Below are 22,342 nucleotides of genomic sequence, written 5' to 3'. Positions count from 1 at the left end.
GTGCTGCCCCCGTGTGCGCGTCCCCCCGGCTCCGCAGGAGTCTTGCTGGCCCGGGGCTGGAGCGTTGGCGCATGAGACGACGGCGGCCCCCCTCCAGTGAGGGGGGCCGCCGTGGCGGGGAGGTCAGCAGAGGTTTGCCTGGCAGTCGGGGCAGATCTGGGAGATGATCCGCTCCCGCTCCACCTTGGTGCGGTGGGGCAGGACCTCGTGGACGGGCTGGCCGGCGTCCAGGGCGTCCGCCTCGTCCTGGGTGATGGAGACGTAGTCGGCCTTGCCGCAGAGGGGGCAGAGGCAGTCGATGTCGGCGCTGTCCGGGCCGTAGACGTTGTAGATGCGGTGGGCGATGCGTCCCATGGGGCGCTCCTTCGGTGAGGGGTGCAGGCCCCCTCATGGGGCCCGCTACGTGTCTAACCATACACGTCCCCCGCCTACCCCACAAGCGTCTTTCGCGGTCGGTTCAGCAGCAGCTCATGCTGCATCTCCGCGACACGTCCCCGTCCGGTCCGCGGGCCCAAGCTGCGGCCGCGAGCTCATCCGCACGCGATCGCCGCGGCCGGTCATGCCGGCTCGGCCGCGGCCTCCTTGGCTGCGGAGCTGCCCGCGATGAGCTGCGCGATGAGCTCGGCGTCACCGGGGGAGCTGGCGGCCGGCGCCTGCGGCTGCTCCAGCAGCTGCTCGACCCAGTCCGGCGTCTGGTCATGACGCTGGGCGAGCACGTAGGGCCCGCGGAGCAGGGCGGGCAGGTTGTAGGCCCACACGACGGGGTCCTGGGCGTAGGTGGCGCGCCGGCGCTCGCCGCGGCCGAGGTCGTCGACGGTGGGGGTGGGCAGCTCGAGGTCGAGATGCCCCTCGGGGTCATGGATCTGGACGTCCTCCCCGTCAACGTGCACGTATCCGACGTGCCGCTGGAGGCCGGAGGGGCCGTCCAGGTGGTGGATGGTGATGGTGAACATCAGATCTCCTTATGTTGATCTTGTATCAGTTTATCAGCGCTCGTAGAGATTCGACAGGCTCAGGATCCGGCCCTTGCTCTGCATCAGGCGTGCCCGCCGGCGCACCTCGTGGAAGCGGCCTTCCTCGATCGTGCCGCGCAGGCCCAGGCCGTCTTCGGAGTCCAGGAAGCGGGCCAGGATGGCCTTCTCCTCCCGAGTGGTCGCGCGGGCCTGCGGGTGCTGGGAGCGCGCGGCGACGAACATCGAGGCGTTCACGCCGCCGACGCCGTCGGTGAAGGCGAATCCGTTGTCGATCGCCGAGAGGCCGCGGCGGTCCATCAGGACGTTGCCGCGGTGGCGGTCGACCTGCCCGATCAGGCAGTCGAAGAAGGCCAGATCGCTGGCCTGGTCGGAGTGGTGCTCTGCCATGTGCATCACGTTCATCTTCGCCATCATCGGCCCCCCGGGGACTCCATAGGAGATGGACCCCCACTGGCCGTCGTACTTGACCAGGGCCACCGGAGGCACCAGAGCCGCGTACTTCGGGCCCAGCGCCTGGGCGAACTGCGAGGCCGCGGCCTCATGGGTGGGCTGGTGCCGGCCGTCGTGGCCATAGTGCTCGGCGGTGTCCATGTCCAGCTCGTCGTAGGGCTTGAAGTAGCCGCACGCGCCGTCGTCCCACACCAGACGCTTGATGTCGTTGACGCCCTTGCCCGCGACCGGCGCGCCCTCACGCGCCGAGTCCATCCGCATCAGCTGCCGCTCTTCGGCGGTGCGCCCCTGCCGCTCCACCAGCAGCGCCACGCGCGCGGCCTCTTCCTTGCCGCACTGGTTCTCCCATTCCGACCACTCGGGTCCGCGAGCGCCCGTCGAGGCTGAGCCGGGAGCCGGGGTCGGGGTGCGGTGGTCGCGGCCGGCGCCTGCGCCTGCGCCGCCGACGGCTCCGCCGCCACCGGCCCCTCCGGCGCCGCCAGCGCCCCCACCTCCGCCGCCGCCGACGCCTCCTGCTCCGCCGGCGGCTGCGGCGGCCGGCGCTGCCCCGCGGGCCGGGGTGCGGCGGGCTGGGGCCTTGGGGTCGTTGCGCAGCTCGGTCTTGGCGGCCTCCCATCCCTTCTTGGCCGGGCCCGCGGCGCGGGCGAAGACGCTTTCCGGAGCGCCGGCCTGGCCGGCCCACTCCTTGATCTCGTTGATGGGCTTGCGCTGCCTCTTCAGCTCGGCCAGCTCGTCAGCCTTGCCCTCGGCCTTGGCCCATCGGGCGATCTGCTGTCCGATGGCCCGGTTCTCCCGTCGACGCTTCAGCGCGGCCTCCCGTGCCGTTGCGTTCGGGGGGCATCGACGTCCGTGGGGACACCCCGCCTCGCCCTGAGCCCTGCACATGACAACCTCCTGGTCCGATCCATCCGCCCTGCACGGGCGCCTTCACTGACCACAAGGCCGGGCTCTCCGCGGCATGTCCCTAGCTGCTGACGAGTCCGTCAGGTCAGTCGTCCAGGCCGCGGGCCCGGCGTCTGGCGGACCGATAGGCGGCGATCATGACGATGGCCACGAGCACGGCGCCGGCCCCCAGGACCAGGGGGAGGCTGACGCCGACGCCGGTGTCTGCGAGCTCGAAGGCGGCCTGGTCTGCGGGGACGAGCAGGCCGATCTCCAGCAGGCTCTGGCGCACGGAGTTCATGGCGCTGGCGGCCCAGGCGGTGAAGGCGCCGGTGCCCAGGAAGAACACGCCGGCCAGGGTGATCCAGATGATGTCGGTGCCGTCGCTGGTGCCGTTGGTGTTCGCGCTCATCTCAGTTCTCCTCGTGTTCGACGTGGCGGGTGGGCAGCATCTCGGTGGCGGCCACGGAGATGCCGCCGGCCTCCCCGGTGTCGCGCTCGATGTACTCCAGGTAGATCCCGGCCTCGTCCTCCTGGGGGTCCTCGGCGAGCACCGCCCAGGTCTCGGCGTCGGGGTCGATCTGGATCAGGTCGCCGGCCTGCAACTCCTGGGCCGGGGACTCCACCGGCTCGCCGTAGCCCTCGAAGAGGTCCTGCTCGTCGTCGGGCACGTAGGGCACGTGCTTGCGCTCGGCGATCACGGGGCGGCTGGGGTCGGCCAGCACAGCCGGAGAGGGGCGCCCGGTCGGGCGTTCCTCGACCGCGGCAGTGGCGGGAGCAGTGTTCAGGGACTGCAAGGCCGCGAGCGCGCCGGCCGGGACGGCCGCGTTGGCGGCGGGCGCGGTGGCCGGCTGCACCTGGGGCTGGTCGGGGGCCTCGTAGACGCGGGCGTCCATGTAGTCGGCGTAGCTGGTGGGGTTCTCGTTGCCGTCCAGGTCCACCGTGACCGGATCGAGGATCTCCACCAGCATCTTCTTGTGCACGACTTCGCGGGGGCGCACCGCGGCGACGCGCTGGGGGTCGTAGTCGTCGGATCCCGGGTCGGGGTTGGGGGCGTAGATGGTCTGGATCATGACGGGCACGCCGGCGGAGTTCAGGGCCATGCCGCGGCCCTTGATGTGCCGGGGGATGGTGGTGCCGACCACGTAGGAGTCCCACATCATCTTGGCGCCGTCGGGGCTGAGGCGGGACATGGCCACGCGCATGCCGAGGTTGTCGCGGAACTCACCGGAGATGAAGCGGGTGTCCGCGCGCTGGAGGCCGATGAGCATGTGGATCTTCGCCGAGCGGCCCAGGCGTCCGATGTTGCCCAGGCGCTTGAGCACCGCGGACTTGGAGGATCCGCCCTTGGGCTTGACCTCGGCCCACCAGTCGTCGGCGGCCTCGAGCAGCGTGGTGGCCTCGTCGACGATCAGGGCCACGGGCTCGAAGTCGGCGGAGGTCGCCTTGCCGGCCTCGATCAGCGCGTAGCGCTCGTTCATCAGGTCGTGGGCGTCCTCGATCAGCTTCACCTGGTGCTCGATGCGCGAGGCCAGCCGTTCCACGTTCGGCCAGTCCCGCAGGCCGATGAACTCGATCCGCTTGCCGTCGATCACCCAGACCTTCCAGCCGGCCTGGGTCAGGCGCTGGACGACGTTCTGCTCCACGACGGTCTTGCCCGAGCCGGTGGTGCCGACCACCACCATGTGGGGTTGCTTGCGGGGGTGCCAGGAGAGCTGCTCGCCGTCCTCGTCCACGCCCAGGGGGATCTGGAAATCTCGGTAGTCGGCGTGGGTGCGCACCAGCGGGGAATGCTCCGGCGGGGGCAGGACCAGGGAGGGCATCGGCTCGCGGGCGGAGAACACGACGGTGTCCTCGACCAGGTTCCACTCCGGGACCCAGTCTCCGGGGACGCGGGTGGCCAGGACTCGCTCCACGCGCAGCCGCTTGGAGGCCATGGCCATGTTGCTGCCCTGCTCGTGGGCGACCTCGATGCGGGTCGCGTCGCCGTCGTCGTTGAGCTCGACCTTCACGCGGGCGGACTCGCCCAGCAGGTCCCGCACCACCCGGGATGCGCGGTCCACGGTCGGGTCGGTCTTCTCCACCTGCTCGGCCTCCACGGCACCGAGCACCACGCGTCGCTTGCGCGGCAGGTGGGCCTCCACCTTGTACTTGGCCCCGAGGCTGACCGAGGCGACCTCGGCCAGGGACTTCAGCCACTCCGGGTCTGGCACCACCCTCGCGTGGTAGGTCAGCTGCACCTGCTGGGGCAGGCCGATGAACCCCCCACGCCAGCGGGAGAGCTTCACCGCGGCCCGGGACGGCCGCGGGCGGATCATCATCACCGGGCAGATCTGCTCGGTGAAGTGGTCGGCGATCTCCGCCCGCTGCCGCGCCCGCTCGGCCACCACCAGGGATGCCGTCGAGACGCCGGCACCACCGCCGGCGACCGTGTAGGCCAGGGCCGGGTCCGTGGCGGCGAACATGCCGGCGGCCAGCGCGCCGGCGGCGACCAGTCCCGATCCGATCCCGAGGAACTTCGCCGGCTGCGGCTGAGGGGCCAGCACCCTGAGCCCCTCGTCGACCTCCTGGTGTGCGCCGGCCTGCGCCGTGCCCACACCCATCTGCGGCTCCATGTCCACGCTCATCTGCGGCCTCACCCTCTGGCCCCGAGGACGGGGCCGACGACTCTCGTTCACTGCCCATAAGGCCCGCCCGCGCCGCCGATGTCCCTCCCCCCGCCTCGCCGACGCACCCCACCCTCTGATCGCCTCCCGGTACCCCCTGTCGTAAAAACACAATCATGTGGAAGGCAGATCACCCCGGTACCCCCTTCCATGGACTTGACTCGTCGGGTAGCCTCCTCAGCGAGACGGAGTCGAGAGGAGGAGGCTAACCCGAGCGAATCAGCCCATTCCAGAGGGCAATATCTCGCTTTTCTTCCTTCCCCGTCCTTCAGGATTTCCCGATGGGTGGAGGCGCTCGACTCCCGCTCTTCCCGCGGGCTTCCCGCTCGCGTTATGGCACCTGAACGGCACTCCTGCGGTGCCGTCTCCGGCGCACTTCCCGCCCCCGTGTGGCCCATGCACATCGCCTCGCCACTGCTGCTCATCCCCCGAACGGAGCTGTCGAGATGCAGCGAAGATTTCAAAAACGCGCCAATTTGATTCATACACGTTCTAGTGCCTCACCTCTTGACAGCACAGGTGTCGAGATGCAGCGAAGATTTCACAGACGCGCATCTATGTTTCATAGAACAGCGCACACCTCGCCTCTTGACGGAGCGTGATGTGACCAGCAATGAACTTGTTGCCATCGTGCGACTACGCGCCGTGAGGGCCAGGGGACGCACGCGGGCCTCCTGAGTGGGCGCGTCGATTGAAGCGTCGGAACAGCAGGGGGGCGCCCCCTGCCGCGTGGTGGGGCCGAGCCATCGCCCGACCCCGCCGCGAGGCACGAGTCACGCCGCGTGGGGCTCGTCGGAACGCAGTTGCCCGGCCAGTGCCAGGACGCCGGCCAAGGCCAGCGGGACCATCCCCGCGGCCACGAACAGTGCTCCTGGGGCGACGGTGGCGGAGACCGCCCCCACGAGCCCGACGGACAGCGGCATGAACGCGATCGAAACGAAGAAGTCCAGGCTCGCCACCCGTCCGAGCATGTCCAAGGGCACGTGCGCCTGGAGGACGGTCCCCCAGATCACCATGCCCACTCCGATGCCGGCCCCGTAGAGCATCAGACCGGCCCCGATGATCCAGGGGTTCAGCGTCCAAGCAGGCAGGGCCAGCGGGACACATGCCAGAGCCCAGACTCCCACCATTACGGGCAGGAAGCGCCGCGGCGCCTCCATGCCGCCAGCAATCAGCGAGCCGACCAGCCCGCCGACGCCCAGCGCCGCCAGCACCGCCCCGTAGACCGCGGCACCGTTCTCGTGGCCGTCGCGCAGCAGCGCCGGCAGCAGCACCTCGAGGACGCCGGTCGTCACCAGGCCCATGACGGCGGCGAACAGGACGCTGCTCCTCACCCAGCGCGTCCGGAGGACGTACGTGAATCCCTCGGCCAGGTCCCGGAACGGGTGCTGAGGCGCCGCATTCGTATCTGGGGGGCCCACCGCAGGCAGGCGGGCGGCCAGCACCGCGCCGGCCGCGAGCGAAAGGGCAATGAGCAGCCCGCCCGCAGGAGGTGTCGTCGCACCGATGACCGCCCCGGTCAGGGCTGGTGCCAGGGCCTGACCGACGACGGGCCGCGTCGCCCCCTCGAGGCCGTTCACGGCCATCAGCTGCTCCTCCTCGACGAGCAGCGGCACCAACGCCGTGTAGGCCGGGAAGAAGAACGCCGTCGATGCCCCGACGATCAGTGCTGACAATCCCAGGAGCCAGTACTGAGCGGCCCCCATCGTGGCGAGGCCGGAGACGACACCGGCCGCCACCGCATTGACGACCAGGACGGCCACCAGGATCCCCTTCTTCGACAGGCGATCGGCGACGACGCCGGCCGGCAGTGAGGCAGCCAGCAGGCCGACGCCGCTCCACATGACGACGCCGGCCAGCGTCGGCGGATCAGCTCCGAGCTCCAGCACTTGCATGGCCAGGTACAGGTTCCAGGCACCCTGGCCGAAGATGGCCAGCACCATCGCCAGGAACAGCGGCCGATACCGGGGGGAGGACAGAGGTGCCAGTGCGGTGATCGAGGTCAACGGGTCACCCCCTCGGTGCTCAGCTCGAGACGCGGCCAGTCGGTCAGGTCTCGGAGCATCTGGCGGTCGTGAGTGGCCACCACCACGGCCGCCCGGGTCTCCCGGATGGCGTCCGTGAGCTCGTCCACCAGCGCGGCGGAGAGGTGGTTGGTCGGCTCGTCGAGCATCAACAGGTCCGGCTGTTCAGCCAGGCACAGCGCCAGGTGGAGCCTTCGCTGCTGCCCCTGAGACATCCGCCCAACGGGCGTGTCCAGGCTCCGCGGTTCTAGCAGGCCCAATGACCCGAGTGACGGCACACCGTTGTTCCTCGCCATCAGACCGTTGCGGTGCAGGTGCGCCTCGAACGCCTGCCGCGCCGTGTGTCGCGGGTTCCATGCGGGCACTTCCTGGGCGAGTAGCGCGATCTTCGCGCCCGTGTGCCGCAGGATGCGACCGGAAGTGGGCTCGAGGATGCCGGCGAGGACCTGGAGCAACGTGGACTTGCCGGCGCCGTTCGGGCCGGTGAGCAGCAGGCGATCCCCGCCGTGGAGCTCGACGGAGGCCGGCCCGTGGAGGCGGCCGGCCAGGCCGACCCCCTCCGCACTGAGCAGTGGCCGGCCTGCCCTGGTCGTCGAGGCCGGCCACGTCAGGGACCGGGGCGGGTCCGGCACGGTGATCTCGTGCGCCGCCAGATCCCGCATCCTGCGGTTGAAGGTTTGGACCACGCCGCCGGCGCGAGTGGCCCGCTGGTGCTTGCCCGTCCCCTTGTCCGGACGCCACCGGTCCTGGAGACGTCCGCGGGCGGCCTCGGCCGCGATGGTGAGGGCGGCGTGTTCGGCCAGCTGCTGCTCATGCTCCTGTTCCCAGGCGGCCCGCTCGGCACGCCGCCCCTTCTCCCAGGCCTCATAGCCTCCGGTGTACTGCCGGGGGCGACCGTCACGAGTGGGATCCAGGTCGAGGAAGACGTCGGCGACGTCCTTCATCAGTGCGCGGTCATGGGTGACCACGGCGAACCCCCCAGCGTGCTCCCTCAGTGCCCGTGTCAGGTACTCCAGGGCCCCGGCGTCGAGATGGTTGGTGGGCTCGTCCAGCAAGAGCAGGTCCACCGCAGAGCCCAGGACGACGGCCAGCCGGACGCGGTACCGCTGTCCGACGGACAGTGCCCGCAGCGGACAAGCCCGATCCGTGCAGGCGGACAGGCCGTGCAACGCGAGGTCGATGCGCCGCTCGGCGTCCCAGGCGTCGAGGGCGGTGGCCGTCTCCAGCGCTCGGGCGTAGGCGTCATCGGCTCCAGGCCTGCCCTCTGCCATGGCGAGGGTGGCCTCCTCGAGGCGGTCCAGGACACGGAGGGACTCGCCGATGGAGTCGTGGACGAGGTCACCGACCGTGCGGTCGTCGTCCACGTCGAGGTCCTGTTCGACGAGGGCGACCGTCCCTGCGCGGGTCACGGTGCCGGAGTCCGGCATCAGGGTGCCGGCGAGCACATGCAGCAGCGTGGTCTTGCCGCGGCCGTTCTCACCGACGACGGCCAACCGGGATCCGGCGGAGACCGTGACGTCCACGTCGTTCAGCACGGTTCGATCGCCCAGGGTGAGGGTGATGCTCTCGGCTCGGATGTGGGCGGCGCTGCCTGCAGGCAGGGCAGGGGTGTTCAGAGGGGTCAGGGTCATCGTGGTCTCTCAGCTCGTCATGGAGCCGGGCAGCATGAGAAAGCCGCCCGGCAGGGTGCCAGGACGGCGAGCGGGTTTCGTCAGGAGTTGTCCGCCGCCGTCAGCGGGCGGAGCGGAGCTTCATCGACGCGATGCCTCTGTACATGGACTCGACGATATCAAACGCGGCAGAGGAGTCCCGGATCGCCACAGACCTGTATGTCGAGCTATCGAGCGTCCCGGGGAGGCAGAGACTGGAAAACTGACGAGCGAGACAGTCATGGTTTGGCCTCTGCGGCCCCGTCAGAGGTCTGCGGCTCGATAGAAGGCCGGGACTGCTGCACGGATAGGTGACAGGGTGGGTCAGGCTGCCTGAGCGGCCGGTGCGGTCATGATGGTCTCGTATTCAACGGGAGTCAATCGGCCCAGGGCTGTCTGCCTGCGCCGGCGGTGGTAGGTCCGCTCAATCCAGGTGACGATCGCGATCCGCAGCTCCTGGCGAGTGGCCCAGGTGCGACGGTCCAGGACGTTCTTCTGCAGCAGCGCGAAGAAGCTCTCCATGGCCGCGTTGTCACCGGCGGCACCGACCTTGCCCATCGAACCGACCATGTCGTGGTGGTGCAGGGCGCGGACGAATTTCCTGGACCGAAATTGCGATCCGCGGTCTGTGTGCAGAATACAGCCGGCCACCTCGGTGCGTCTGGCCACGGCATTGTTTAGCGCATTCACGGCCAGGCGCGACTTCATCCGGTCGCTGATCGAGTAGCCCACGATCCGGTTGGAGTACACGTCCTTGACCGCGCACAGGTAGAGCTTGCCTTGACCGGTGCGGTGTTCGGTGATGTCGGCCAACCAGAGTTCGTTCGGGGCGTCGGCGGTGAAATCGCGTTTCACCAGATCGTCGTGGACCGGTGGGCCCGGCTTCTTGCCGTTCTTGCCGCGCTTCTTGCCGAACGCGCTCCACCAGCCGTTGGCCGAGCACACCCGCCACATCGTCCGGTCACACGCGGCGTGGCCGGCGTCTCGGGCCGCATCGGCCAGGAACCGGTAGCCGAACTCGGGGTCGTCGCGATGGGCGTCGAACAACGCGTTGGCCAGGTACGCCTCGGCCAGTTCGGCGTCGGTGACCGGGGTGGCGAGCCAGCGGTAGTAGGGCTGGCGGGCGAGCTTGAGGACCCGGCACGTCACCGTGACGGGGATCCCGTCGGCGGCCAGCTCACGGACGAGCGGGTATTTCATTTTCCCGGCAGGTGCGCCTGGGACAGATAGGCCGCCGCCCGGCGCAGAACCTCGTTCTCCTGCTCCAGCAGCCGGATGCGCTTCTTGGCCTCCCGGAGCTCGGCGTGCTCGGCGGCGCTCGTTCCGGGTGTGGAGCCCTCTTCCACGTCCGCCCGGCGCATCCAGTTGCGCAGGCAGGACTCGGCAATGCCGAAGTCCGCGGCGATCTGCTTGATGGTCTGGCCAGGTTCACGATCGCGGACGACGCGCACGACGTCGTCGCGGAACTCCTGGGGATAGTGCTTGGGCACGGTGTTCATCCTTCCAGCAACGCCTCACAGCGTCACAGATCAGATGTCACCTATCCGTGCAGCAGTCCCGCCCTCGCAAGCCTCTTGAAGCCTCAGCCTTGCCCATATGCGACCGTTTCACGAAAAGTTCTAGGACTGTCCACGTGCCACCGTCTGCCACGTCCGCCACACCGATTGGTGCTTTTTCTGATGACTTTCACTATCACTCGCGCAATTGAGACCTTGTCAGATCCGAATGTGCAGATCGAACACGCATTGCGGCAATGTCTGGTAGTGGCAAAGCGAATCCAGTCCGACCCTATGGTGGAATGGGTGAAGGGCGAGCTTCAGGGGTACGGGTCACCAGACGTTAAACCTCCGAACTATCGCTCAACTCTCTTCGCTCCATACAGGCTCACATTCCATGGTCCGATGGGCGCCTCGTTGCGTCAGTCACTCAGTCGTTCGGACATCCCAGAGTCATTACGAGTACCCGCAGAAGCAGACTTCCTACGCCAGCCCGTGGCGGAGGTCAGCGCCCTGACCCGAGACCGGGAGAACTCACCGGAGCTTAGCCTTCCTCTCATTTGGGTCGATGAGTTCCGTCGCCTCGGCAATGAAGGCAAAGCGCCCAGAGTTGAGATGATGGAGCTCGCATCGGCCTGCAGAGTCCTGCCCCGGACGCATCTGGAGGGCATCGTCGATCGTGTGCGCACCTCTGCCCTAGAGCTGCTGTTGGAGCTCGAAGCCATTGATCCATCAGTGGGCGATGTCGGCAAGGATGCGGAGGGCACACGGGGAGAAGCACGCAGCGTCTCTCTTCAAATCATCACCCAAAACATCTATGGCGACCGGGCATCGGTGGTCTCACAAGGGCAGGTTGACGGCGCCGCCTCAGTTGCAATTGACGCTCGCGTGACTCCTGGAGATCGTGAGGGACTTTTGGATGCTGCCGCCAAGCTTCTCGAGCCCGATCAGGTTGCAGATCTTCGACAAGCTCTCGATGAGGACGGCAATACGGTCGGTGAGTCCACACGCTCGTTTCTGACAAAATTGCGCGACGGGGCCGCCGAAGCTTCCGGCCAAGCTGCCGTGAGTGGCCTCACTGCACTACTGACCCAGTTCTTGGGCGGCACGTTTCCCTGGTGAGAGGAGCACGGCCCCCACTGATCGCCTACTAGGACACCCTGCCGCCGGACGTGGCAGATGGCGATCCAGTAGCAACTCTTAGACATGCAGAGTGTTCGGAGTGGGCGTGGATGCGCTCGTGCGACCCGCAGGAAGTACCGCGGCTCCAGTCTGGAGGCGCCTTCTACGCACCCAGGCGAATTCGCACGGCCCCGTCCTGGATGCCCTTCTTCACTCATCTCCAGCTCGGCCTACTTTGCAGAGACGAACGTGTGGCGCGTGTTTGTGAACTCTTGGCCGCGCGTCGTGTGAAATCTTCGCTGCATCTCTACAGGAGCCGCCTCTGATCCAGGCCCAGAGGGGGTCTCTGGGGCGTGGATCAGGGGCGGCTCGCTGGCCTGGATCTGGCGGGCCTACCTCGAGGTTCCCGTGGATCTGTGGCCGGGCAGTGGCGGCAGACTCCCCTCCCTCTGGCCCTCGTGCGGCTTGGTTTCCGCCGGGCCCCTGGCTGCCTGCTCCCGGTCTGCTCGCCCGCGCACGGCTGCGCTCTGGCTCCCGTCTACCTTCGGTGCTCCTTGGATGCTCGCCGGTCGCTGGTGCTCGTATGGCACGGCTTCCCGCTGGGGAGCTCGCGTGAAGATGTCGCAGCCGCTGGTCTACGTGTCGTAGGGCCCGGCCGGGGGCGTCTCAGAGGCCGCCGTGCGGGGTCATGTCGATCTGCTCAACAACCCGGTTCTGAGTGGTGTCCACGACGACGGTCATGGGGCGCTCGGTCCGCGGCGCGGTGACCCAGGGGTCCTCGCCGGTGGTCTCGGTGGCCACCATGAGCGCGACGTCGACGCGCTCGCCCTGAACGGTCTGCGCGCGCGACTCGAGCACCTGCACCGACGTGCTGGCCTTGGCCTGTACGAAGCGGTGCTGGGCGTCGGATTCCCAATCCCGATCGACGTCGAGCGTCTTCAGCAGCTCAGGGCTCACCGTGGGCGCCAGCGCCTCCCGCCACTGCTGCCGGCTGGTCTGCCACGTGCGCGCGTTCATGGCCTGCGCAAACCGGCTGGCCACGTCCTCGGCACGCTTGCGGGCGTCGGGGTCCAGACCCTGCACGGCTCGCTCCTGGGCGGCCTTCTCCACCTCCATCTGGGAGCTGCGCGCCGCACTGACCGATGACGGGCTGACCTGGGCGTTTCCAGATTTCGACGGCCCCGTGGAGGGGGTCGTTTCCCGATTCGTTTCCTGACTCGCAGCGCTGGCCGGGACGGTGCTGGCCGACGACTGAGGCCAGGCCCCGGCCGTCGAGCTCGCGGCCGCCGCGGGGGTGGGGGCCGGCGCCTCCGGCGCCTGCTCGCCGGGGGCGCCGGTGAGCAGCCACGCGCCGGCGCCTGCCGCGGCGAGAGCGCCGACCAGGAAGGGCCAGGCCCGCCCCGTGCGGGGCTGGGGCTCCTGGGGGTGGCGGGTGGTGTCCGTGCGGCTCACTTCTTCTCCTGGATCACGTCGAAGTAGACGGTGTCGGTGCCGGTCTGGGTGACCGGGTGCTTGCGGGTGCCGGCGGACTCGTTGATCGCGGAGATCATCATGCCGTCGCCGACGTAGATGCCCACGTGCTCCCACCGCCCGCGGGTGGGGTCCCACTTCTGGGCGACGATGTCGCCGGGCTGCGGGGTCTCGGTGCGCTTGCCCACGGTCCACGGGGCCTGGCGGGGCATGTCGATCCCGTTGTCCTGGTAGACGCGTGAGACCAGCCCGGTGGCATCCCAGGATCGGAAGTCCGCGGCGCCGTAGGTGTAGGTGCCGCCGATGCCGGCTTCGGCGCGGGAGACGATCTTCGAGCGCGAGAAGTCGGCCGGGATTTCCAGGCGCTTGGTGTCCTCGTCCAGGGCGTGGTTGCCCTCGGGGGCGGTGCTGGAGGTGGCGCTGGCTGCGGCCGCAGCCCCGCCGGCGCCCTGGCACATCATGGGGGTGGTGCCGGTGACCTGGCCCAGGATCTGGTTCGCCGCGTTCTCCCACTTGTTGTACTCGTCGGGGTGGCGCGAGTTCTGTACGGCCTGGGCAGCCGACCCGGGGGCCATGCCCTCCCAACCGGGGATGTCCAGCAGGCCCGGGGGCATGCCCTTGTTCGGGCCGGTTGGGCCGCCGAAGAACGCTCGTGCGGCGTACTCGGGGTTCATCAGCTCCGGCACGCTTCCCCAGCCGGCCACGGTGCGCTGCTGGAAGACGTTGACCGAGTCCTTGTTGGTGCCGGTCTTCTGGTGCGGGAAGTTCATGGACTCCGGCAGGGTCGGGTTCGCCATGTTCTGGAGCATGGTCTCCTGGAGCCCGGTCATCAGCGCCACCTGGATCCCCTTGTCCGAGATGTTGAGCTCGCGCGCCACCCCGACGATCAGGGCCGCGTTCTCCACCTGTTCCGGGGAGAGCGTCCACTCGCTGCCCTCGGGCAAGGTGATCCGCACCGGCCCGTTGACCTTGGGGGGCTGCCCGTCCGAGGCGGCGGCGCCCGCGGGCGAGGATCCGCTGGCCAGCGTGGCCGAGGGAGCCGAACTTGAGGAGGCTGCTGCCGAGCTCGAGGACGCCGCCCCCGCGGCATCGCCGCCGGCCGGAGAGGTCAGCCGGGGCATCTGGCCCTTCTCCAGGATCAGGCCGCGCTCGGCCAGCCAGGTCTGCGGGTTGGACCGCTCGCCGTTGACGTAGAGCATCAGGTGCAGGTGCACGCCCGTGGCCACGCCGGTCTCGCCGGCTCCGGCCAGGTGGTCCCCGGCCTTCACCTGCTGGCCGGGCTTGACCACGGTGGTGCCGTTGGCGATGTGGACATAGCGCCACTCGATCCCGTTGCCCGAGTCGATCTTGAGGATGTTGCCGCCCTCTTCACCCTCCATGTTGGTGCCGATGACCGTGCCGCCCATGACGGCGTTGATGGGGGTGCCCTCGGGGATGCCGCCGATGTCCACGCCGCCGTGGAAAAGCAAGGGCGCCTCGCTCGTGTAGCCCGGGGGGATGTACCCGGGCCCGAAGGGGTTCGGACGCGGCCCGTAGTCGGAGGTGACCCGGCCCATCAGCGGGATGGCCAGGGACCCGTCCGCGGCGGTCAGGCCCCCCACGACACAGGAGAGGGAGGACTGCTGCATCTTCAGCTTCTGCTGGGCGCCACCGATCATCAGGATGATCAGCAGGATCAGCACCACCACGAAGGCGACGACGGCCACCACGGCGCCGGCCCCGATGAAGACGGCGCGGCGCTTCATGCGTGCTGCCCCCGCGGGCCCTGGGCGGCCCGGAGGCGCTCGCGCATCCGCTGGGTGGCCTCCGTGCTGTGCGCCCGCGGCCGCCGCGGGGGCTGCTGGGGGCCCTGGCTCGAATCCACGACGGTGCCCTCGACGACCTCGGGCCGGCGAGGGGTCACGGTGGCCTTGCCGTCGCTGCCCACCGTGATCCGGGACTGGCGAGGCACCCGCTGGGGCTTGCCGGGGCCGGTGAGCTCCTTGCGGTTCTGGCGCTCGATGGACCAGGCCGCGCCCTGGGCAACGACGTTGACCGCCCCACCCATCGGACCACCGATGGCGGCCGCCCCGACGCCGACGGCACGCACCAGCGGAGCCGGGGGCAGCTGCCCGCCCGGACGGCGCCGGCGCGCAGGCCCGCTGCCGCCGTCGGCGCGCGCGGCACGGCCGAAGACCTGGGGGCCGCGGGGATCCGGCCGGCGCGGTCCTCCGCTGGGCGTATCGGAGCCGCCCGAGGGGCCGGCGCCGCCGCCGGTCGGCCGAGAGCGCGCAGGCCCGTCCTGGCCGCCGCCCTTGGCCAGACCGAGGCGGCCGAACTTGTAGCCGCCCAGGGCCGTGCCGGCCATGCCCACCAGCGACTTCATCGGCACGCTGGACTTCTTCTCCTGGCCGGCGCCCAAGCGCGAGAGCCAGCGGGCGGTCTGGTCGCCCTTCTTCATGATCCCGTGACGCACGCGCAGCACCAGCCAGATCAGCGCGATCAGCATGAGCACCAGCAACAGCATCTGGAGGGTCACACCGAGGGCTGCGGTGGCCAGCAACATGTTGGCCACCAGGCGCAGGGACACGGCCACGAGCACGATCGCGGCCACGATGACCACGCCGCAGGCGATCACGCCGACGAACGCGCCGAAGAACTCCTTGCGGGAGGTACCCGGCACGATCGAGATCATCACGGCCAGCACCTGGTAGACCCCGTAGAACAGGGCGGTGAGCACGGCCAGGAACAGCACCACCGCCATGGTGGCCACGAGCACGGCGAAGGCTGCCGAGCCCAGGTTGGTCATGAGCATGGGGGCGACCTTGGTGAAGGAGGTCGACTCGGACCAGCTCTTGGCCGACTCGCTGCACCCCTTGACCGGGTCCATCACGGACTTGGACTTCACGTCCATGGGGTCCGCGGCCTTCATCGTCTCGGTGAAGGTGCTGGCGCAGCTGCCCTCGAGCAACTGGCCGAAGGCGACGGCCTGGGAGGGGCCGCGCAGCATCGCGTCCGTCAGGTCGGCCATCACGGACTGGCCCAGGGCCGAGGAGGCGTCCGCGCCGCCGTCCATCGCGCCCTTGCCGCCGGTGGCCTCCACGGCGATCTGCGCCGCGGTCTGCTGGGAGGTCTGGAGGACGCCGTCCGGGCCGGTGATGTAGGCGACCGGGTTCAGCGCGATGTTCGTGGCGACCACGACCATCATCACGGAGACGAACATCTCCCCCCAGGCCGCGCCGCGCTTGCGCATGAAGAACAGCAGGCCGATGGTCGTGCCGGAGATCATTGCCGCCAGCGGGATCCAGTGGATCTGCGCGACCAGCTGCCCGAAGTTCTGGCCGAGGACCTCCATCGGGCCGGAGAACCAGGAGACCCACTGGAAGCTGAGCAGGGTGTGCAGCAGCCACATGCACGTGGTCACGCACATGTAGTGCAGGCCCCAGAAGAGGTCGAGCACGGAGACCAGCGCGTCGCGGGCGGGGTTGATGTCGATGCCTCCGGCGCCGTGGTCCAGGGGCAGTGCCTCGTACTTGGAGATGGGCACACCGGAGGAGTCGGTGATCTGCTGGGACCACTCCTCCAGGCCCATCACCCCCGACTGCGCCGGGGCTGCCGGGGCCGCAGAGGCGGCCGGGGCGGCCCAGAGCATGGTCAGCAACACGGCAGCGCTGACGCCGGCTCGTCGCATCCATCCGCGTGCGCTCATGCGTGCACCAGCTCCTTGGCGGTCTCGGTGGAGGCTCCGCGCTTGGGCGGGGAGCTCATCACGGCCTTGAAGCGGGCCGGCGAGAGCGGAGGAAGCACCTTGATCTTGGCGACGTTTCCGTAGGCGTCACGCATCAGCGCCTCACCGCGGCGCTCGGGGGCCACCTCCTCGTTGTCGTCCAGGGGGGAGAGCCCGGAGGTGACCAGCTCGACCCACTCGTCCTGCCCCATGTCGGCCATCCAGTCGAGGTTGCGCTGGGCCATCTTGGAGTCGCGGGAACGGCAGACGATGCGCACGGGGATCAGCGCCTGGAGCTGCTGGGATCCGAAGTCCGTTGACGCGTCATGCGAGCCCAACGCCACGGCGGCCTTGTGCTTGCGGCCGTAGCGGACCACGTTGGACAGCTCCAGCTCGGTCTCCGGGGAGCCGGTGGCGTGGTGGGCCTCGTCGACGATCATCAGCGACTCGATGGAGTCGTCGGCGTAGAGCACGACGCGGCTGATGGCCACGATCAGGGCATAGAGGGCGCGGCCGATGACCTTCTCCACCGGCAGCTCCGCCTTCAGCGCGGCGGACTCCAGCTCGTGGCGTCGGGGCAGCTCCACGCCGCGGGTGCAGAAGGTGAGGAAGCGCGAGGACAGGTCCAGGGTCGGCAGGGACTCGTCGAAGAGCAGGGGCCCGAACTCGGTGGACTGCACGTTCTGGAGGCCGAACGCGATCGCGCGGGTCTGTTCCGGCTCCTCCCCCGCCAAGCCCTGGCCGGAGAGCAGGTGGGCTACCAGGGACCCCATGGAGGTGATCTGATGCTCCTCCGCGTAGTCGGGGTGCAGCAGCTGGCCGAGCAGCCGGCCCTCGGCGGAGTTCGAGCCGAAGCCCAGCAGCACGGAGACCAGGGAGCGGGTCACGCGCGCGGCGACCTTGCCCGGGAACAGGCGCAGGGGGTCGATCGACCAGCGGGTGTCGCCGAGCTCGACGACGGTGGGCTGGGAGCCTTCGCGCTCGGTGAGCAGTCGACCCAGGGCCGCCCACTCGGTGTTGTCGGAGCGGTCGATGGCCACGATCTGGCCTCCGCGGTCGAAGACGTTGCCGGCCACGATCTTCAGCAGGGTGGACTTGCCGGAGCCGTTCTCGCCGGTGACGGCGAACGAGCCGGACATGTCGGCCTCCATGAGGCCGCCGATGTTCATGAACACCGGGCTGCGGCGCGAGGAGGAGATGTTCGTGCCCAGCCGGAATCCGGTGCGGGTGCCCAGCGCGTCGGTCACCAGGGGCACGCCGAAGGCCAGGTGCCGGCCGGTGACCAGCAGCTCGAGCTTCTTCACCACGGAGGAGGCCGGCGTGCCTGGCAGGCACGCCCACCAAAGCGACTCCTGGTAGCCCAGGGGCGTGATCACCTTGAAGTCGCGGGCCGAGTAGGCCGCCTGGATCATCTGGGCCTGGTCCTGGGCCTGTTCGGGGGTCTCGGCGCCGACGATGAACATCACCGCGACGTCGACGGAGACCTCGGCCTCCGAGGAGTTCAGTGCGGCGTGGTAGGCCTTGAGGTCCTCGGCGATCGCGTCCAGGCGGGTTGATCCGCCGGTGATCGCGTGGGAGTCGCCCTCCTGCTGGTTGTACTCCTCGTTGAGCTTCTCCTCGGCACGCTTGTTCCGTGCGGCGGCGCGCTTGGCCGGCAGCACGTTCATGCGCATGATCCAGTCCGCGTTGACGCTGAGGGAGTCGATGTAGGAGACGTACTCGTCGTCGGGGAAGGTGAAGCCCTCGCGGGGGCCGGCGGTCAGGGCCATCACCACCTGGTACGAGGCCTGGCCTGCCGTGGTCTCGGAGGCGATCTTCACGTACCGGCGGCCGAAGGGGTTCAGCCGTTCCTTGGCGCTGACGTCGGACTGGCCGCCCTCGTCCACGAGCGGCTCGGGAAGGCTCGCCCCGGAGGTGAAAGCCTGCACGTCCTCCCCGCCGGCGGGCGCAGTGGGATCCGATCCCAGGCCCCGGCTCTGGGAGTGGGCGTAGATCCAGGCGACCTCGGCCGGAGAGGAGGGGACGGCCTTGAAGGCGGCGGGGATGGCCCGGCCGATGTGCTCGGCCGTGCGCCCCAGAGCCTGGATCTCCGCCTCCGTGGGTCGCCAGGTGGGCAGGGCCAGCTGCTCGCGCAGCTTGCCGTCGACGGAGCGGATCAGGGTCTGGAGGCGGTCGGTGATCGACTTGGACGGCAGCGGCACGGCCAGCCAGTAGGCTCGCTCGCCCACGGGGATCGTCTCGAGCTCGTCCAAAGAGAGCTCGACCTCCTCGAGGTAGTTGGGGCACTGCTCCAGGTCGACACCGTCGAGCATGCGCTCGACGACGGCGGCGGGGTCGAGCTCGGCGCACAGGCCCATGAGCATGGCCTCCCCGCGCAGGCCCTGGAAGAGGGCCTGGTGGGCGAGCATGGCCCGCTCCTTGTGCTCGCCCTTGCCGAAGCCGTAGGGCAGCCCGTGCACGCGCCACATCGCCCACACCGTGCCCGTGGAGGTCCACATGAGGTTCTCGCGCAGGTACAGGAGGGAGTTCTTCATCGCTGGGTGTCCTTGTTCTCGGTCGTGCTCTGCTGGAGGAGGCGTGCCACGGAGGAGGTGCCCATCGGCCGGTACGTCGGCGCGGGCTCGCCCTGCGGTTCGTCGGTGGCCGGCGCGCGGGTGGGAGCGGTGGGACTGGAGGGCTTCTCGGGCATCCCTGCGGGAGCCTTCTTGGGGGCGAACGTCTCGCCGCGGTAATGCCCGTGCGGGGGCTTGGACCAGGCCAGGAAGGCTCCGGTGATGACCAGGCCCAGCTCGTGGAGGTTGTCCGGGGCGAAGCGCAGCAGCCAGGTGACCGCCAAGCCAGCGGCCAGGGCGCCGGCGAAATCGAACAGGTCGAAGCCGGTGGACCAGGACCCCCGGACGGCCCACAGCAGCGCCACCGTGATCGCCCCGCCCACGCCCTGCACGAGCGTGTAGGGGCCCCCGGGCACGCGGGTGCCGTCGGGCAGCCGGTAGAGCGTGGTGGGGATGCGGCGGATGCTGCTGTAGAACCGTCCGGTCTCGGTCATGGCTTACTCCTGGCCGATCACTTGATGGTCGTGCCGGCGGAGTCCGCGGCCCACTGGACGCCGGCCACGCCGCCCCAGATGAACAGGCCGCCGGCCAGAGCGGAGAGCAGGATCGCCGGCAGGGTCCACTTGCCGCGGGCCGAGCCGATCAGGAAGATCACCACGCCCAGGAAGATGATCAGCGTGTTGAGCACGGTCTGGGCCTGGGAGATCAGGTTGTTGATCGAGGTGAAGAAGTTGGCGCCGAGCGTGAGGGAAGAGTGGAGGTACGGGGTGAAGACGTTCACGAGGTCTCCCTTTCAGAGATGAGGGGTCAGTGGGTCGGTGTGGACTGAGGGGCTGAGGTGTCGATCAGGGGGGCCGGGTCGAGGGAGGTCACCTCCCATCGGCCGTCGCGGAAGGTCACGGTGACCGGCACCGTCACGCCCATACGCGAGTTGCGCTCATCGGGCAGCTCTGCCTCCGCCTGGATCAGGGCGCGCACCGGGGTGCCAGGCTGGACGGAGTCCAGGGCCTGGTCGGTGCGGATCTCCTGGATGAACAGGCGGGTGTAGGGGGCGGGGTCGATGGCGGCGAGCTTGTAGCCGGGGGCCAGGAAGCGGGAGACATCCGAGCGGCCGGCGCCGTAGGCCTGGAGGAAGCCGTCGAGCATCTTTCCCAGGTCGGTGTCCGGGCCGACCCGCTGGGAGTAGTTCAGGGTGACGGGGTCTCCATGAGCCGGCCCCGGCACCGGGGTGGGGTAGCCGATGACCTGCAACTGGCCGGGGGCCTGCTCGTGGACGGCCACCTGGTAGTACCGCAGCGTGTAGGGGACCGGCTTGGTGGTGGCCCCAGCCGCCGGAGACGGACTGGCCGAAGACGGCGAGGGAGACGGCGAGGCGGAGGACGTCGACGAGGCGGTTGCCTGCTCCACCAGGGACAGGCTCTCCGTCGCATCCGCCGCCTGCGGAGCGCCCGGGGTGCTCGGCGCCCCGGAGCGCTGCTCCACGTGGGCGGCGACGGTCACGGAGGTGATGCTCGGGTCCTGGCCGCGCTGGACGCCGGCCACGGCGACGTCGCGCACGCCCAGTGGCTCCACGGGCAGCTGGGGGATCTTCGTGCCACCGATGTAGGGCTCCAGCAGGCTCTGGTCATCGCGGGTGGCACGCAGCCACGCCGAAACGTAGGAGGTCGCCACGCCCTCGGCTGTGGACGTGTCGGGCACCTCCACCGTCGGCGCCGGCTGGGATGCCGTCGAGGCGGCCAGGACGACGGCCAGGCCGGACAGGCCCAGGCACAGCACCATCGCCCCGTAGAACCCGTAGAGCAGGACCCGGGAGGCCAGGCTGTTCACCTTGGACTTGGCCGGCGTCGGGCTGTTCTGCTCCGGCGCCTCTGCGGCGGGCTCGGTCTTCTTCTTGCGAGAGAGCAGTTTCACCGATCCTGCCCTCCCATCCGCCGGGCGATGAGGGTGGCCTCGCGCAGCTGGTCGGAGTCCAGGAGGCGACGCATCTCCTCCTGGCTGGCCTGGTCGAACGGCCGCGCACACAGGTCCGCCAGACCCGCCTCCAGGACGGCCTCGGCCTCCCGCATGGTCTGGCCCTCACGCACGAAGCTGGCCAGCTGCTCATCGGTCACGATCTCGGGGGTCTGCTCGGACATCACGGGGGCTCCTTGGACGGGCGATCTCTCACCGGACTAAAGGCCGCCCGCGGGAACCGATGTCCCTCCCGTGCGGGAACTTTTTCTCCGCCCCTCCCCCACATCCGCATGATTACGCCGATCTCCTGCGGTCCAGGTTCTGGAAATCCAGACGATCGGCAGATCCAGATCCAGATCCAGATTCGTTTCCCGACCTGCTCGTTTGGCTGGTCAGTGACCCGTCCGGGACGCCCGGACACCACTGATGGAGGGACCGAGTCCGATGAGCACCACCACCTACGCCCCGACCGTGATCGACCGCCTGAACGCCGAGTGGGCCGTGCGCTACGCCGAGACCTCCCACCCCTGGCCTCACGGCGCTCAGACCGGCATCGAGCTCGTCCAGACGGTGGCCCGCAGCACCGTGGAGGTCCGCGAGCAGATCATGCGCGGCCTGCTCGAGCAGGCCGCGGTCGGCGACGAGGACTGCGCCCGCGCCGTCCTCCAGCTGATGCTGCCTCGCTTCACCCTGATCGCCGGCCGTCACACCCGCATGCGCATGGCCACCATGCACGGAGACCACTCCGCCCGCGAGGAGGTCTCCGCCGCCGTCATCGCCGCAGCGTGGAAGTGGATCCGCCGGCCCTCCCTGCACCGGGCTGGCTCGTGCATCGGCAACCTCGCCATGGACGTGCTCAAGGACTCCCTGCTCGAGCGCAAGCTCTACGACGGCCAGTCCGACGTCGAGGCCCTGCCCTCCTGGCTGCCGCAGCTGGCCGAGGAGCCGGCCGACGATGAGGCCGCCGACAACGGCCGTGCCACCCGGGACCTGTGCGCCCTGATCGCCTGGGCTCGAGACAACGCCGTCTTCTCCAGCCGCGATGCCGCGGTCTTCCTGCGCTACCAGCTGGCCGACGAGGCCGAGCGCGCAGCCCTGAGCGACGAGTACGGCTACAGCGGCCGCGGCCTGTGCAAGCGCATCAACGTCCTGCGCACTCGCCTGACCCAGGCCGTGAAGGACTACGCCCTGGAGCGCAGCGGGCTGGCTCCCGACTACGCGGCCCTCATGGAGCAGGCCCCGGCCGCCTGAACCCCAGACCGCGACCACCTCACCGAACGGCTATCCACGGATGCACAGCGAAACCGCCCCCCACTACAGGAGGAATACATGTGGTTTTACTACATGGGGACCTTCCAAAATCGTTGCAATCATGCCGATTCTGACGGGGTGGCTGTC

The 22,342-nt window shown here is 69.4% G+C and carries 18 protein-coding genes; 2 read left to right on the top strand and 16 right to left on the bottom strand.

The window, feature by feature from the left end; translation table 11 throughout:
• Positions 1-123: 123 nt before the first annotated feature.
• The 8 genes from O3T09_RS10465 to O3T09_RS10430 form a co-directional block, all read right to left on the bottom strand.
• Positions 124-354: a hypothetical protein gene (locus O3T09_RS10465; RefSeq protein WP_031943917.1), complete on the bottom strand. Its 231-nt coding sequence runs from the start codon at positions 352-354 to the stop codon at positions 124-126.
• Between the two features lie 203 nt (positions 355-557).
• On the bottom strand, positions 558-953 hold the full coding sequence (locus tag O3T09_RS10460) for a hypothetical protein (protein WP_049159949.1): 396 nt from the start codon (positions 951-953) through the stop codon (positions 558-560).
• A 33-nt stretch (positions 954-986) separates the two neighbouring features.
• On the bottom strand, positions 987-2,309 hold the full coding sequence (locus O3T09_RS10455) for a hypothetical protein (protein WP_269295535.1): 1,323 nt from the start codon (positions 2,307-2,309) through the stop codon (positions 987-989).
• 103 nt (positions 2,310-2,412) lie between these two features.
• Positions 2,413-2,718 carry a hypothetical protein gene (locus O3T09_RS10450; protein WP_123244246.1) on the bottom strand — a complete coding sequence of 102 codons (306 nt, stop codon included), beginning with the start codon at positions 2,716-2,718 and terminating at the stop codon, positions 2,413-2,415.
• A gap of 1 nt (position 2,719) precedes the next feature.
• Positions 2,720-4,933 (bottom strand): type IV secretory system conjugative DNA transfer family protein, encoded by a 2,214-nt coding sequence (locus O3T09_RS10445; protein WP_269295534.1) that lies wholly within the window; start codon positions 4,931-4,933, stop codon positions 2,720-2,722.
• An 812-nt stretch (positions 4,934-5,745) separates the two neighbouring features.
• A complete protein-coding gene (locus O3T09_RS10440) occupies positions 5,746-6,978 on the bottom strand; it encodes an MFS transporter (protein WP_065573238.1) in 1,233 nt (410 codons plus the stop codon).
• Complete coding sequence (locus tag O3T09_RS10435) at positions 6,975-8,627, bottom strand: ABC-F family ATP-binding cassette domain-containing protein (RefSeq protein ID WP_065573237.1); 1,653 nt, start codon at positions 8,625-8,627, stop codon at positions 6,975-6,977. The genes O3T09_RS10440 and O3T09_RS10435 overlap by 4 nt, the downstream gene beginning before the upstream one ends.
• Before the next feature lie 342 nt (positions 8,628-8,969).
• Positions 8,970-10,135, bottom strand: a protein-coding gene (locus O3T09_RS10430) for an IS3 family transposase (RefSeq protein WP_127435183.1) whose coding sequence is annotated in 2 segments (ribosomal slippage) — positions 8,970-9,848 and positions 9,851-10,135 — 1,164 coding nt in all. Because the reading frame shifts where the segments join, the coding sequence is not laid out codon by codon here.
• A gap of 189 nt (positions 10,136-10,324) precedes the next feature.
• Here O3T09_RS10430 and O3T09_RS10425 point away from each other — a divergent pair.
• The gene (locus O3T09_RS10425) at positions 10,325-11,263 is read left to right on the top strand and encodes an AbiTii domain-containing protein (RefSeq protein WP_127435182.1); all 939 of its coding nucleotides are present in this window, start codon (positions 10,325-10,327) and stop codon (positions 11,261-11,263) included.
• A gap of 666 nt (positions 11,264-11,929) precedes the next feature.
• On the opposite strand, the gene O3T09_RS10420 is transcribed toward O3T09_RS10425, so the two are convergent.
• From O3T09_RS10420 to O3T09_RS10385, 8 genes are read right to left on the bottom strand one after another with little or no spacing between them, the layout of a single operon-like run.
• Positions 11,930-12,715 carry a hypothetical protein gene (locus O3T09_RS10420; protein ID WP_069941853.1) on the bottom strand — a complete coding sequence of 262 codons (786 nt, stop codon included), beginning with the start codon at positions 12,713-12,715 and terminating at the stop codon, positions 11,930-11,932.
• Positions 12,712-14,478: a peptidoglycan DD-metalloendopeptidase family protein gene (locus O3T09_RS10415; RefSeq protein WP_069941854.1), complete on the bottom strand. Its 1,767-nt coding sequence runs from the start codon at positions 14,476-14,478 to the stop codon at positions 12,712-12,714. The genes O3T09_RS10420 and O3T09_RS10415 overlap by 4 nt, the downstream gene beginning before the upstream one ends.
• The gene (locus tag O3T09_RS10410) at positions 14,475-16,421 is read right to left on the bottom strand and encodes a hypothetical protein (protein ID WP_269295533.1); all 1,947 of its coding nucleotides are present in this window, start codon (positions 16,419-16,421) and stop codon (positions 14,475-14,477) included. The genes O3T09_RS10415 and O3T09_RS10410 overlap by 4 nt, the downstream gene beginning before the upstream one ends.
• Positions 16,418-18,973 (bottom strand): ATP-binding protein, encoded by a 2,556-nt coding sequence (locus O3T09_RS10405; RefSeq protein ID WP_049159496.1) that lies wholly within the window; start codon positions 18,971-18,973, stop codon positions 16,418-16,420. The genes O3T09_RS10410 and O3T09_RS10405 overlap by 4 nt, the downstream gene beginning before the upstream one ends.
• Positions 18,970-19,485 carry a hypothetical protein gene (locus tag O3T09_RS10400; RefSeq protein WP_049159498.1) on the bottom strand — a complete coding sequence of 172 codons (516 nt, stop codon included), beginning with the start codon at positions 19,483-19,485 and terminating at the stop codon, positions 18,970-18,972. The genes O3T09_RS10405 and O3T09_RS10400 overlap by 4 nt, the downstream gene beginning before the upstream one ends.
• 17 nt (positions 19,486-19,502) lie before the next feature.
• Complete coding sequence (locus tag O3T09_RS10395) at positions 19,503-19,772, bottom strand: hypothetical protein (RefSeq protein ID WP_049159501.1); 270 nt, start codon at positions 19,770-19,772, stop codon at positions 19,503-19,505.
• 26 nt (positions 19,773-19,798) lie between these two features.
• Complete coding sequence (locus O3T09_RS10390; protein ID WP_049159503.1) at positions 19,799-20,902, bottom strand: conjugal transfer protein; 1,104 nt, start codon at positions 20,900-20,902, stop codon at positions 19,799-19,801.
• Positions 20,899-21,126, bottom strand: coding sequence for a hypothetical protein (locus tag O3T09_RS10385; protein ID WP_031943872.1), 228 nt, complete (start codon positions 21,124-21,126; stop codon positions 20,899-20,901). The genes O3T09_RS10390 and O3T09_RS10385 overlap by 4 nt, the downstream gene beginning before the upstream one ends.
• 262 nt (positions 21,127-21,388) lie before the next feature.
• Here O3T09_RS10385 and O3T09_RS10380 point away from each other — a divergent pair, with 262 nt between their 5' ends.
• Positions 21,389-22,195, top strand: a complete 807-nt coding sequence (locus O3T09_RS10380; RefSeq protein ID WP_269295532.1) for a hypothetical protein — start codon at positions 21,389-21,391, stop codon at positions 22,193-22,195.
• Positions 22,196-22,342: the final 147 nt, after the last annotated feature.

The organism is Micrococcus sp. H39-S4 (assembly GCF_027158145.1).
GTDB classification, from domain to species: domain Bacteria; phylum Actinomycetota; class Actinomycetes; order Actinomycetales; family Micrococcaceae; genus Micrococcus; species Micrococcus luteus.
The sequence above is the reverse complement of the archived record's forward strand: the minus strand, read 5'-3'. Positions and strand labels throughout refer to the sequence as shown.